Below are 12053 nucleotides of genomic sequence, written 5' to 3'. Positions count from 1 at the left end.
GTAAACAAAATGGACACGCACAAACAAGCCCCCACCATTCTGGGCCCCCAACAGGGTCAAACTCTGGCCGTGATGGGCAGTAACTACCGCATCCTGGCCAGCGGCCAGGACACAGACGGCGCCTACGCCACCATCGACATGCTGGTGCCGCCCGGCGGTGGCCCCGGTCCTCACGCCCACGCCGACATTGAGGAAACCTTCTTTGTGGTAGAAGGCGAAGTGGAAGTCAAATCTGAGTACGGCACGCACCTGGCCGCCGCCGGCTCGTTCATCCGCATTCCGAAGGGTGGTGTGGTGCACGGCTTCAAAAACAAGAGCGCGCAGCCGGCCCGGCTGCTGTGCACGGTAGTGCCGGCAGGCCTGGAGGAGTTCTTTCAGGAAGTCGGCCAGCCGGTAGCCCCCGGCCAGTTTCTGCCGCCACCGGTGCTCGACGCAGCGGCCATCCAGCGCATCCAGGCCCTGGCTCAGCAGTACGGGCAGCAGGTGTTTCCGCCTGACTACCTCGGCTAACGCTCCCTACGACTGCGCGTAACGCTTGGGGTTGAGGCCGTAGTGCTTTTCGAATAGTCGGCTGAAATGGCTCAGGTTGGAAAAGCCCAACTCGTAGCCTACCTCAGCCACGGAGTGCTGCCCCTGCTTGAGCAGAAAGGCGGCCTCCTTCATGCGGGCCTGCTGGTAGTAGGTGTACACCGAACTGCCGAAGGTTTGCTTAAAGAGCTGCTTGAGCTTGGTTTCGCTCATGGCTGCCTGCTGGGCTAGCTCCCGTAGCACGGGCGGCGTACTTAGGTCGGTGAGCAGCTGATTGTGTACTTGCAGCAGCCGTTCCGCGTCGGCGCTATTGATGGGCTGGTACGGGGCAGCGTCGCGCAGCACTAGCTGGCGAAACACCAGGTACAGCAGCTCCTGCACCTTCACCTGCGTGTAGAAATGGCTTAAGCTGTCGTGCTGGTTTACCTCCGTGATGTGCTTGAGCAGCAGCTTGGCTTCGGCCGTCATCCGTTCGAAAAACAGAAAGGAGCTGCCCGCTTCTGTCAGGGTATCCAGCACCGCGTGGGGCTCACTACCCGCCAGCAGCGCCTTCAACCGGGGCGCTTTGATGGCTACCACCAGGTAATGCACGGCGTGGTGCGCGGGAAAGCAGATGGTTGAGCTCAAATCGTTGGACGTGAGCTGAATAGCCGACTCATCGCGCTGAGAAAACCGGACCTGCGGATGGTTGGTGTAGGCAATGTCCAGCGGCTGCTCGTTGTTGTAAAAGAAGATGGTAATCTGGTCGTTGCCCCCTTCGAATGCCTGGCGCCTGATAATGAGGTCTTCGTGTAGTTCGTAGCGATGGATGATGAGCTTGAAGTCGGCTCCAAAGAGCAGCTTGCGGACGTAGCCTTGACCTAGGTGCGCGGGCAGGAGAAATCGGTCGTTGTGCGCCGGCACCTGCAGGTGTTGCGCAAACTGGGTGATAAAGTCAAAATCGGGCGTCGCAAAGAAACTAAACGTCATGCTAGGTAACGAGAGGATAGCGGCTATTGACCAAGGGCCGTGACGCAATGTGCTGCCCCCAAACTACCCTGCCGGAGCAGGGGTAGCAAGGGCACAGCTCGGGGATGAAAATAGGGGATTGTCGACAATAACCGGCCGCCTTCTTACGCTGAAACACCCACCGCACGCCGCGTCAACTCCACCAGGCGCTTGTTCCGGTCTTTCCGCGACTGACCGGCTTCACTCGCAGGCCTTTACTACCAGCTAGTGGCGCTATTCAGGGCGTAGTAGATTCTTATTGCTGTCGAGGCTACCTGGCAGAGCTACTACTGGGATTTCGGCAACAGCCACGGTAGTTTTGTTGAACAACATAGGAACAAAACAGTCTTTGTTGTGCTAAGATGCGGATAGGGGGCTTAGCAGGACCCTATTTGTTCAGGCAAACCAGCCTTTCTGTGACTTCTCAAAACAGCTTTCATGCACACGCTTAGTAGCACGCAGCAGATACCCGTTCATGCCTTTGAGCCAGACGAAGCCGTTGGGAACAAGTCGTTTACTATCGCCCAATCAGAGGGCGGCTTGGTCTACGAGCCCAATCTGCTGACGCCGCACCGCAAGGCGTATTACTTGATGGTGTTTCTGAAGCACAACCGCGGCCGGCATTGGGTAGACATGGTGCCCTACGACCACGAAGACAACATCTTCTACTTCACAACCCCGCACCAAATTCTTATCAAAGAGGAGCCTAGCCCCACCTGGGGTTCCCACCTAACGTTTACCGACGAGTTTTTGGCCTTGCAGCAAAACGCCGCTTTGCGCGAACTGCCGCTCATCCAAAACCCCTACAACGGCCACCAATTGCGGCTGTCGGCGGCGGATGTGGCCGTGGTGGAGGAGCTGCTAGCGAAGATCCAAGCCGAGTATACCCGCCCTGGCGAATGGCAGCACCAGATGCTCAGCGCCTACCTCACGGTGCTGCTTACGTACTTGAGTCGCTTGTACACCGAGCAGTTTACCGCCGCCGAGCCCTCAGATGATAAGCTGCTGCTGAAGACCTATCAGGCGCACATTGAGGAGTATTACCGCGAACTGCACGAGGTGGGCGCGTACGCGGGGCGGCTCCATATTTCGGCGGGGCACCTCAGTGAAGTGGTGAAAGCTCAGAGCGGCAAACCGGCCATCAAACACATTCACGAGCGGTTGGTGCTGGAGGCCCGGCGCCTGCTGTTTCACACCCAGCAGTCGGTGAAGGAAATTGCCTTCGACCTAGGTTTTTCGGATGCGTCGTACTTCAACCGCTTCTTCAAGCGGGAAACCGGCGTCGCGCCGGCCGAGTACCGCACCTCCATCCGGAAAATGTACCAGTGATACCGCAGAATGGGCAACAGCCACGCCAAGGGCGTCCGGTAGTTTTGTATTGTTAATCTACTCGACCATGAAAACAGCACTCATTACAGGGGCCAACAAGAGCATTGGCTTCGAAGCAGCCCGGCAGCTTCTACAAAACGGCTACTACGTGTACCTAGGTAGCCGCGACCTACAAAGAGGCCAACAAGCCGTTGATCAACTGCAAACGGAAGGTTTGTCGCAGGTAGAACCCATCCAAATCGATGTCGCCGATAGCGCCTCCGTCGCCGCTGCGCGCGAGACCCTAGGTCAGAAAACAAAGGTGCTCGACGTGCTCATCAACAATGCCGGCATTCTCGGCGACCCCTCGCAACCGCCTCTCACCAGCAGCGTCAGTATGATCAAAGAGGTGTTCGAGACAAACGTGTTCGGCGTGATTGCCGTGACGCAGGCTTTCATCGATCTGCTGCGGGAATCGCCCGAGCCGCGAATCGTTAATGTGACGTCAGGGCTAGGTTCGCTTACGCTGCACAACGATCCTTCCTGGAAGTATTACCCGGTGAAAGGCGCTGCCTATCAGCCCTCTAAAGCGGCCTTGAACGCCTACACCATTATGCTGGCCTACGAGCTGCGGGATACGCCCTTCAAAGTTAACGCCGTAGACCCTGGCTACACCGCCACCGATTTCAACCATCATAGCGGCCCCGGCACCGTATCCGACGCGGCCGCTCGCCTGGTGAAGGCTGCCATGCTAGGTCCGGACGGCCCAACCAGCCAGTTCTTCAGTGATGATAATGCGCCGGAGACGGGAATAAGCCCGTGGTAGTCAAAGAATAAAACCAGAACGTCATACTTCGACAAGCTCAGCATGACGTTCCATTAAAGCTGGTGACCAAAGAGGGCTTATCACATGCTTATGTGATAAGCCCTCTTTGTTGTGTAGTCTACTTTTGTAACGCCTTAATCAACAGATTAATGCACTCACAAAAGTAAGGCTAGCTATGCCGCCCGAGGATAACGCTGACATACTGGAAAGCCGGCTGGCGACGCTGCAACAAGCTGATGGCGAAGTCTTCATGGAGCTGTTGTTTCGCTCGTTCTACCAGCCGCTGGGCAACGTTATCTACCGGGTAGTGCAAGACCGCGCCGTTGCCGAAGACTTGGTGCAGGACCTCTTCCTGAAGGTCTGGAACAACCGCGGCACGCTCGTCATCACCACGACCTACAAAGCGTACCTCTACCGCGCCGCCATGAATACGGCCCTGCACCACCTGCAAAAGCACAAGCGGCAGGTGGCCTGGGATGATGCGCGCGTACCCGAACCTAGCCGCAATGCCACCGCCGAATACCTTGATGGCGAGGAAACCGAGCTGGCCGTGGCGGGGGCGTTGGACGCCTTACCGCCGCAGTGTCGGGCCGTGTTCGTGATGAGCCGGGAAGAGGGCATGAGCTACCGCCAGATTGCCGAAGCCCTGAACGTGGCCCCCAAAACCGTCGAGAACCAGATGGGCAAGGCATTGCGCCTGCTGCGGGAGCGGCTAAGTGGCTTTCTGTCAGGCATGAGCATGTGCGTGGTGATTATGGTTGAAAATATTATTTAAGGCGGCGTGGGGGTAAAAGCTAGGTTCTGGGTCCTAGAATCAAAACCAGCTTTTCTAACCTAACCGCCTTTCCAAGCAATGAAAAAAGTACTGCTCTCTATGCTGCTCCCCATGTTGTTCCTCTCGGCCTGCGACAACGATCTTGTATCACCCAACGTGCGCGGCGTCGGGCCAACGGAAACGGAAACACGCACCCTGAATAGCTTCAGCAAGGTAGAGTTGAAGATTAATGCGGACGTCGTGCTAACGCAAGGCCCCACGCAGGAGGTGCGCATTGAAGCCCAGCGCAACATCCTCGATGTTCTGGAAACAGAGCTTTCCGGCGACAAACTCGAAATCGAATACGGGCACTACAACGTGAGAGGCCACGACCCGGTGAAAGTGTACATCACGGTGCCTTCGCTCTCCGAAGTAGAAGTGGCCGGCTCCGGCAAAATCCGAAGTGCCGGGCCCTGGACGGCCAGCAGCTTCCGCACCCACGTATCCGGCTCGGGCGAGATTATCATGAGCTTCGCGAAGGTCGATGGCCTGCGGACGAACGTATCGGGTTCGGGTGAGGTGCGCCTGAGCGGCGTGGCGCAAAGCCATAACACTACCATCAGCGGCTCGGGCAAGATCTACGCCTATGAGCTTGCTAGCCAGGATACTTACGCCTCTATCAGCGGCTCGGGCCGAACCTACGTAGCGGCTGCCCGCAACCTGGAAGTTGACCTCAGCGGCAGCGGTTCGGTGTACTACCGCGGCAATCCGAAGGTAAGCTCCCGCATTTCTGGTTCGGGGAAAGTGGTGCCTGAGAACTAAGCTGTAGCGCGGACTCTGTAGTCCGTGCAATGAACGACCTAGGTGCGGACTGCAAAGTCCGCGCTACTACCTCTGCTACTCGCACTATGGCCGATTTTTTACCCGAGTCCGGTGTTCCGTGGGAGCTGCTAGCCAGGCACTTGGCTGGCGAAGCTTCTGCGTCGGAACAGCAGCAGTTGCACCAATGGCTGGCCGCCGAGCCCAGCCGGTTGCAGCTGCTCACCGACGCCACACGGACCTGGGAGCGGGGCGGAAACGCAGCCAAAGTATTCACGGAAGCCGACGTAGAGCCGGCTTGGCAACGCTTCCGCGCTACGGCCGGCCTAGCGCCGGCGCCGCAACCAGTCGAAGCTAGTCCGGCGCGGGTTGTGCCGATGTGGTCGACGCCGGCCGGAATCATGCGTATTGCGGCGGCAGTGGCTTTGCTCGTTGGCGTGTGGGGAATGGTGCGGACGTGGCTGCCCAAGAAGCTAGGTAATCAAGAAGTTACCGTGGCAGCTGGTCCCGAAATTCAGCTCGCCACCTTGCCTGATGGCAGCCGCGTGTGGGTCAACCGCAACTCCACGCTCACCTACGGCGCCGACTTCAACGGAGCGGTCCGTGAGGTGCATTTGCGAGGTGAGGCGTTTTTTGAGGTGAAGAAAGACTACGTCCGGCCCTTCATGGTATTTGCCAACGACACCCGCACTCGGGTGCTCGGCACCTCTTTCAACGTGCGCGCTTACCCCGCCGAAGACTCCGTGGAAGTCGCCGTCGTAACGGGTTGCGTCTCCTTCCAACCTAGCTCCCGCACAAAGCCAACCGCCAACGATTCGCTGCTGCTGCCGGGACGGCGGGGCGTTATCTACAAGAAAGCGCCGCTCGTAGCCGTGCAGCACGCCATCACCGATTCTAACTTTCGAGCGTGGCAGCGCCAGGAGTTAGTATTTGATAATCAATCACTCAGCGAGGTAGCGCACGATTTGGCGCGCTACTACGGTGCGCCCGTCAAGCTAGCCCGGCCGGCGCTGGGCGAGTGCCGCTTCACGGGCTCTTTCCGGGAAATGACCTTGCCGCAGGCGCTGCACATCGTCAGCCTTTCGGCGGGTCTTACCGTGGCGCAATCTGCCGACGGCTACGTGCTCGATGGCGCGGGCTGCCGCTAGGCTTTCTCCCTTCTATTAAGTCTTTTCGTTATGATAAACACTGCGCAAAACTGCGTATGCCTGGTTCTGGCTGCGCTGTGCTTAAGCATACAGCAACCCCTCATCGCGCAAACAAAACCTAGCCCTGTGCTGGAGCGCAACGTGTCGGTAGATTTTCAAAAAGTACCGCTCGAATCGGCGTTGCGCACCTTGCGCCAGCGCTACGGGGTCAATCTTTCCTACAGCAACACCGCCCTGGACTTGCGCCAACCCGTGACGTTGCGCTTGCAAAATCAGCCGCTGCGTACCGTGCTCGATAACCTGCTGCGCGATACCAACGTCGGCTACCAGTTGGTGGGCAACCAGGTGGTGCTGCACCCGGCACCTACGAAGCCAACCACCATAACCGCTTCGGCTGCTGGTACGACGGCCAGCACGGCAGCACCCACACGCACCGCAGAACCTAAGCCAGCGACGGACGAGCCGACGGCACCAAACAAGCCTGCGTCGCAAACGACACTGGTTAAACCGGCAACCGTGCCCGGTAAGGAGGCGAGCAAACCCACGCCGCGTAAGCCAACTAGCGCTACGACCGCGCCGAGTGCCGGCAAAAGCACGGTGAGCAGCAACTCACCAAAACGTACAAACACGCCAAGAGCAAGCGGCACTACAGAGCCTAGCTCGTCAGACAGCAACGGCGTAACGGCCTCCACGGCGCCAGCTACCGCCGTCCTTAATCAGCCGGCGGCTCCCGACTCAAGTGCGCAGCCCACCAGCACGCCCGAGGAAAAAGCCGATTCCGAGGAAGCAAACCGCGCGACTATCACCAAGCCCGTGCAGGTATCCTTCTTCTGGCCTTTAGGCTCGAACGGGTTTAGTAGCGGTCGTACCGTCAACAAACTTTCCCTCAATGTACTAGCGGGGTACCAGGCGGGGGTCGACGGCTTTGAGGCAGCTAGCCTGCTTAACGTAGACCGCTACGACGTGAAAGGAGCGCAGGTAGCGGGTGTCGGCAACGTTGTCGGGAAGCAACTCACAGGCTTTCAGGGAGCTGGGGTGATGAACGTGCTAGGTGGCGAAGCAAATGGCTGGCAGGCTGCCGGCGTGCTAAACCTAGCCAAGAACTCAGTGAGCGGCGGGCAAGCGGCGGGAGTCTTCAACGCCACTTTAGGAGAAATGCGCGGGGTGCAGGCAGCAGGCGTGTTCAACGTGGCGCGCTTGGTGCATGGGGTGCAACTGGCTGGGGTAGTGAACATTGCTGATTCGGTGGACGGCATCAGCATTGCGCCCTTCAACCTCGTGCGACACGGCTACCATCGGCTGGAAATCACGAACTCGGAGACGTGGCCGGTGAGTGCCGCCCTGAAGCTAGGTGGCTCGTCGGCGTTCTACACGTTCGTCACTGGCGCTTACGATGACTTTGGGAGCGGCCCGCGGCGTTGGGCGCTTGGCTACGGGTTCGGTACCGAAGCGTGGTCGCGCAAGCGGCTGAGCCTAGCCTTGGACGCAGTGGCGATGCACGTAAACGAAGAGCAGCGCGGCTGGACGGACGAGCTGAACCTGCACAATCAGCTGCGGATAATGCTAGGGTTTGCGCCCTTCAAAGCGGGCAGCCGACTGCGCATTGTGGCCGGCCCCACAGTAAGCGTGCTGGTAACGGAGCGCTACGACTCTGGCGAACAGAAAATCTACTCCAACCTCACGAAAGGCCGTAAGCTCTGGCTGAATGAAGGCTCCGCCAGAACGCGGGTACTCGGCTGGTTTGGCTACAGCGCCGGCGTTCGGTTTTAAGGTTGTAGAGACGCAACATCTTGCGTCTTGTCGTTGCTGATGTTGTTTACCTAGGTTGATCTAGATGCCAATCGTTCAACGATGAAACGCAATATATTGCGTCTCTACATCAGGTAAAGAAGTAAACAGGCAACCTAGCCTCCAATCGTCGACATCGACTCGAAGCTGAGCTGGTGCAGCGGGCGCTTTTGCTCCGCCTCGAAGCCATTGGCAGCGCGGTAGCGGAACGCATTGGCAAGCGCCTCTTGCACCTCTACATCGGAAGCGCCGCCACGCAGCAGGGCGCGCACGTCGAGGACGCCTTGGTCGTAGAGGCAGGTTTTCAGGCCGCCTTCGGCCGTGAGACGAATGCGGTTGCAGGTTCCACAGAACGTGCGCGAATACGCCGCAATGATACCCACCCGACCTAGGTGGCCAGGGATGGTGTAGTCAGTAGCGGTGGCGCCGGGCTTGGAAGCCACAGGCATCAGGCCGGGGAAATGTTCGGCGAGGTGCTCCCGAATACGGCGGTGGTCCCAAGGTATGCCGATGGCGGCGTGGCTGCCGCCGTTAAAGGGCATTTCCTCGATAAAGCGCACATCGACGGGCAGCTCACGGGTGAGTTCGGCTAGCGGCACGAGGTCCTGGGTGTTCTGCCCGTCCATTACTACTGCGTTGATCTTCACCTGAATACCAGCAGCCAACAGGGCATAAAACGTGTCCAACACCCGCGGCAGCTCGTCGCGGCGCGTGATGCGGTGGAAGCGGTTGCGGTCGAGCGTGTCGAGGCTCAGGTTCACGGCTTTCACGCCGATGCGAGCTAGCTCCGGTACGTGCGGGGTGGTAAGCACGCCGTTGGTAGTCAGGCTGATATCTTCGATGCCGGGGATTTCGCTCAGCCTTCCGATAAACGGCACTAAGTCGCGGCGCACGAAAGGCTCGCCGCCGGTCAGGCGCACTTTGCGGACACCGAGGCCGGCCAGGATGCGCACCGTGCGCTCCATCTCCTCGTAGCTTAGTAGCTCATTTTTAGGCAGATACTCGATGCCTTCGGCGGGCATGCAGTAAAAGCAGCGCAAATTGCAGCGGTCCGTAACGGCCAAGCGCACGTATTCGAGCGGGCGGCCGTGGTTGTCGAATAAAACGGACGGAGTAGCGTGAGCCATAAAGAGCAACAAAAAGCGAGGCGTGCAGCGTTAAACTACCACACAAAGAGAGGAATATCCGTAAGGACGAATTCTGAACAAAAAACGTTTAGCGTGCTTTGCAGTTACGAGCTGCCCGGCGTATACGAAACGTTACTGGCTATAGAACAAATGAAACTAAAAATTGCCCTTTTCGGCATCACAAAAGAAATCGTCGGTAAGCCGGAGCTGGAGTTAGAAGCTTCCGCCGAGCAGTCTGTAGCTGGTCTCATAGATCAACTTCGTGAGAAATATCCGGCCCTGAACGAGCTGACCAGCTTCGCCGTGGCCGTGAACAGCGACTACGCCGCCGACGATTACCAACTCCACGAGCACGACGAAATTGCCCTGATTCCACCCGTAAGCGGCGGCTAATTTTCATTTACCAGTTAACAATTAACAGGTAACTGGTATCATCTACCAGTTACCAAAGCGTACCTCTCTGACACCTAGGTTAGTGGTGCCGTGATAACTGATGACTGGTAACTGATAACTGACAACTGATTCTCATGCATATAGAACTTACCGGCGAACCAATTGACGTCGCCGCTGTGCTGGCCATGGTAGAAGCCGACGGCGCCGGCGCCGTGAATGCCTTTGTGGGCACCGTCCGCAACCAATCGACTGGCAAGCGCGTGGTGCGCCTGCACTACGAAGCCTACGATGCCATGGCCGTTGGGCAGATGCGGCGCGTAGCTGAGCAGGCCCAGGAAAAGTGGCCCATGCTGCAAAAAGTAGCCGTGGTACACCGCAAAGGCACCCTCGAAATCGGCGATGTGGCCGTGGCTATTGCCGTCTCTACGCCCCACCGCGCCGAGTCGTTCGCCGCCTGCCAGTTCATCATCGACACCATCAAGAAAGTGGTACCGATCTGGAAGAAAGAGGAGTACGAGGACGGCGCCGTGTGGGTAGCCGCGCATCCTTAGAAATGTTGAGTGTTGAGTTTTGAATGTTGAATTGAGAATGAGAAATCTTAAAAGAAGAATTATTCAACACTCAACATTCAAAACTTCTAAGCTCTCGTTCAGCTGCTTCGCGCTCCTGCGGCGTGTTCACGTTGCGTAGCTCTTCCGGCTTAGGGGGCGTAATCAACTCAATATCAGAGTTTATCAGCGCTTTACGTGGGCAGGAGTAACCCAGGCTCATAAAACGCAGGAGCACGCCATAGCTACGCGGCTCCCAGATGCTGGTGAGCGGCTCGGGAAACTCATTCTCGGGGCTTTGGAAAGCCGTGGCGACTTTACCCGCGTTCCGATGCTCCACCAAATACTGCAAAGTAGCAGTCGATAAAAAAGGTAAGTCGCAGGGCACGGCCAGCCAGGCCGAGTTCGGATCGAGCTGAAGCGCCGAGAGAATGCCGCCTACCGGACCTAGGCCAAGGAAGCGGTCGGGGAGAGGCGTGAGGCCCTGCGGCAGCTCCGTAGCCTGCTCCGGGCGGCACGAAACCATTACATCGGTGCAGAATTCTGACAGCAGCTGCGCGGTATACTGACGCTGTTCCAGGCCGTGATAGTGCAGGCGGCCTTTGTCGGTTTGCATGCGTTGGCTGAAGCCGCCGGCTAGCACCAGGCCACGTAGCGGCGGACGGCTCTCGTGCCACCATTGTTGCACAAAGGCGGCAATAGCAGCCGTATTGGCTAGAGCTAGCACTGGCAACTGCTCAATTTGCGGCAAGTGCACCCGCAGGTACTCCGGTAGTTCCGTCACGCCTTCGGGCAGCAAAATGGCGCGCACATCCGTCAGGCGGTCGAGCTTGCGGTCGAGGGGCTTGGCGGGGTCGAGGATGATGAGTTGCTGTTTTGCACGGAAATGATTGCCATTCACCAATACAATGCTTTGGTTGGCCAGCAGCTCTTTCTGCGTGAAAGGATCAAGCGTAAGCCGTTGATCGACACGGCAGAAGGTGATTTTGTCGGTCAGCTCGGCAGAGGCCCCGGCCAGCATAATAGGGCTAGCGCCGCCGGCGCCGCCACCCGCGGCATCGTCGCCGGCGGCGTGGTCGGCATCCACGTAGGCTACGCTGAGCGCAGGAGCCAGGTGCGGCAGCAGGCGCGCCACCAACTCCTTGATCTTGCCGCACGGCGCGCCCAAAATAGCTAGCTCGTGGCGGCCAAACTCGCCAAGGTGGGGCCGGGCCATTGGGGGGTGTTTGGTGTGCTGGGCAACGCCCGCCGTGATGTTAGTCGACATGATGAAAATCTTGTTTGCCGCCCGTTTTGTCGAGCAGGCGGGTTTCGGCAATAACAATGTCGTGCGAGAGAGCCTTGCACATATCATACACGGTAAGCGCCGCCACGGAAGCACCCGTTAGCGCCTCCATCTCCACGCCGGTTTTGCTGGTTACGGTGGCCGTGCACTCGATGATAACGGCGTCAGGTGCAGCTACTTCGATTCGAATCTGGCAGTCGTCGAGGCCGATGGGGTGGCAGAGCGGAATAAGGTCCGACGTTTTCTTGGCTGCCATGACGCCGGCGATGATAGCCGTCTGGAACACAGGGCCTTTACGCGTGGGGAGGTCGCCGGCCTGCACCAGCTGAATAATTTCGGAACCTAGGATAACCCGGCTCCGGGCGCGCGCCACGCGCCGCGTCACGGTTTTGCCGCCCACATCGACCATGGAAGGCTGGCCGGCGTCGTTCAGGTGCGTTAGTTTGGGAGTGTCAGACATGAAAAGTAACGTAGAATGTAGCGCGAAGCCTGTGCTTCGCGTATCGTTGAACGATAAAGTTAGCACGGCAACCTAGGTGCTA

General features: G+C 58.4%; 13 protein-coding genes. 9 read left to right on the top strand and 4 right to left on the bottom strand.

The window, feature by feature from the left end:
* Positions 1–9 precede the first annotated feature (9 nt).
* Complete coding sequence (locus IEX74_RS05215; RefSeq protein ID WP_188811738.1) at positions 10–510, top strand: cupin domain-containing protein; 501 nt, start codon at positions 10–12, stop codon at positions 508–510.
* A 6-nt stretch (positions 511–516) separates the two neighbouring features.
* On the opposite strand, the gene IEX74_RS05210 is transcribed toward IEX74_RS05215, so the two are convergent.
* Positions 517–1497: a helix-turn-helix transcriptional regulator gene (locus IEX74_RS05210; RefSeq protein ID WP_188811736.1), complete on the bottom strand. Its 981-nt coding sequence runs from the start codon at positions 1495–1497 to the stop codon at positions 517–519.
* A 456-nt stretch (positions 1498–1953) separates the two neighbouring features.
* Here IEX74_RS05210 and IEX74_RS05205 point away from each other — a divergent pair, with 456 nt between their 5' ends.
* The 6 genes from IEX74_RS05205 to IEX74_RS05180 all read left to right on the top strand — a co-directional run bounded on the left by IEX74_RS05205 (position 1954) and on the right by IEX74_RS05180 (position 8140).
* Entirely contained in the window at positions 1954–2844 is an 891-nt protein-coding gene (locus IEX74_RS05205) for an AraC family transcriptional regulator (RefSeq protein ID WP_188811734.1), read from the top strand.
* 67 nt (positions 2845–2911) lie between these two features.
* Positions 2912–3649: an SDR family oxidoreductase gene (locus IEX74_RS05200; RefSeq protein WP_188811732.1), complete on the top strand. Its 738-nt coding sequence runs from the start codon at positions 2912–2914 to the stop codon at positions 3647–3649.
* Between the two features lie 175 nt (positions 3650–3824).
* Positions 3825–4424 (top strand): RNA polymerase sigma-70 factor, encoded by a 600-nt coding sequence (locus tag IEX74_RS05195; RefSeq protein ID WP_188811730.1) that lies wholly within the window; start codon positions 3825–3827, stop codon positions 4422–4424.
* A gap of 78 nt (positions 4425–4502) precedes the next feature.
* Positions 4503–5225: a head GIN domain-containing protein gene (locus tag IEX74_RS05190; protein WP_188811728.1), complete on the top strand. Its 723-nt coding sequence runs from the start codon at positions 4503–4505 to the stop codon at positions 5223–5225.
* An 86-nt stretch (positions 5226–5311) separates the two neighbouring features.
* Positions 5312–6370 carry a FecR family protein gene (locus IEX74_RS05185; RefSeq protein ID WP_188811726.1) on the top strand — a complete coding sequence of 353 codons (1059 nt, stop codon included), beginning with the start codon at positions 5312–5314 and terminating at the stop codon, positions 6368–6370.
* Between the two features lie 30 nt (positions 6371–6400).
* The gene (locus IEX74_RS05180; RefSeq protein ID WP_188811724.1) at positions 6401–8140 is read left to right on the top strand and encodes a DUF4974 domain-containing protein; all 1740 of its coding nucleotides are present in this window, start codon (positions 6401–6403) and stop codon (positions 8138–8140) included.
* A 134-nt stretch (positions 8141–8274) separates the two neighbouring features.
* On the opposite strand, the gene moaA is transcribed toward IEX74_RS05180, so the two are convergent.
* Positions 8275–9285, bottom strand: a complete 1011-nt coding sequence (moaA, locus tag IEX74_RS05175; protein WP_188811722.1) for a GTP 3',8-cyclase MoaA — start codon at positions 9283–9285, stop codon at positions 8275–8277.
* Positions 9286–9435: 150 nt separating this feature from the next.
* Between moaA and IEX74_RS05170 the strand changes: the two genes are divergently transcribed.
* Complete coding sequence (locus tag IEX74_RS05170) at positions 9436–9678, top strand: MoaD/ThiS family protein (RefSeq protein ID WP_188811720.1); 243 nt, start codon at positions 9436–9438, stop codon at positions 9676–9678.
* Between the two features lie 134 nt (positions 9679–9812).
* Positions 9813–10229, top strand: a complete 417-nt coding sequence (locus tag IEX74_RS05165) for a molybdenum cofactor biosynthesis protein MoaE (protein WP_188811718.1) — start codon at positions 9813–9815, stop codon at positions 10227–10229.
* Positions 10230–10299: 70 nt separating this feature from the next.
* Here the strand turns inward: IEX74_RS05165 and IEX74_RS05160 are convergent, their stop codons facing one another.
* Together IEX74_RS05160 and moaC are read right to left on the bottom strand one after the other, a co-directional pair.
* Positions 10300–11493, bottom strand: coding sequence for an NTP transferase domain-containing protein (locus tag IEX74_RS05160; RefSeq protein ID WP_229755126.1), 1194 nt, complete (start codon positions 11491–11493; stop codon positions 10300–10302).
* On the bottom strand, positions 11483–11971 hold the full coding sequence (gene moaC, locus IEX74_RS05155) for a cyclic pyranopterin monophosphate synthase MoaC (protein ID WP_188811715.1): 489 nt from the start codon (positions 11969–11971) through the stop codon (positions 11483–11485). Before moaC ends, IEX74_RS05160 begins: the two co-directional genes overlap by 11 nt.
* Positions 11972–12053: the final 82 nt, after the last annotated feature.

Origin of the sequence: Hymenobacter cavernae (assembly GCF_014641455.1) — a bacterium.
Taxonomy (GTDB): domain Bacteria; phylum Bacteroidota; class Bacteroidia; order Cytophagales; family Hymenobacteraceae; genus Hymenobacter; species Hymenobacter cavernae.
The sequence above is the reverse complement of the archived record's forward strand: the minus strand, read 5'-3'. Positions and strand labels throughout refer to the sequence as shown.

Bases quoted from the DNA above. Each gene is read 5' to 3' on its own strand.
- IEX74_RS05215 (WP_188811738.1), top strand. From the start codon at position 10: ATGGACACGCACAAACAAGCCCCCACCATTCTGGGCCCCCAACAGGGT.
- IEX74_RS05210 (WP_188811736.1), bottom strand. From the start codon at position 1,497: ATGACGTTTAGTTTCTTTGCGACGCCCGATTTTGACTTTATCACCCAG.
- IEX74_RS05205 (WP_188811734.1), top strand. From the start codon at position 1,954: ATGCACACGCTTAGTAGCACGCAGCAGATACCCGTTCATGCCTTTGAG.
- IEX74_RS05200 (WP_188811732.1), top strand. From the start codon at position 2,912: ATGAAAACAGCACTCATTACAGGGGCCAACAAGAGCATTGGCTTCGAA.
- IEX74_RS05195 (WP_188811730.1), top strand. From the start codon at position 3,825: ATGCCGCCCGAGGATAACGCTGACATACTGGAAAGCCGGCTGGCGACG.
- IEX74_RS05190 (WP_188811728.1), top strand. From the start codon at position 4,503: ATGAAAAAAGTACTGCTCTCTATGCTGCTCCCCATGTTGTTCCTCTCG.
- IEX74_RS05185 (WP_188811726.1), top strand. From the start codon at position 5,312: ATGGCCGATTTTTTACCCGAGTCCGGTGTTCCGTGGGAGCTGCTAGCC.
- IEX74_RS05180 (WP_188811724.1), top strand. From the start codon at position 6,401: ATGATAAACACTGCGCAAAACTGCGTATGCCTGGTTCTGGCTGCGCTG.
- moaA (WP_188811722.1), bottom strand. From the start codon at position 9,285: ATGGCTCACGCTACTCCGTCCGTTTTATTCGACAACCACGGCCGCCCG.
- IEX74_RS05170 (WP_188811720.1), top strand. From the start codon at position 9,436: ATGAAACTAAAAATTGCCCTTTTCGGCATCACAAAAGAAATCGTCGGT.
- IEX74_RS05165 (WP_188811718.1), top strand. From the start codon at position 9,813: ATGCATATAGAACTTACCGGCGAACCAATTGACGTCGCCGCTGTGCTG.
- IEX74_RS05160 (WP_229755126.1), bottom strand. From the start codon at position 11,493: ATGTCGACTAACATCACGGCGGGCGTTGCCCAGCACACCAAACACCCC.
- moaC (WP_188811715.1), bottom strand. From the start codon at position 11,971: ATGTCTGACACTCCCAAACTAACGCACCTGAACGACGCCGGCCAGCCT.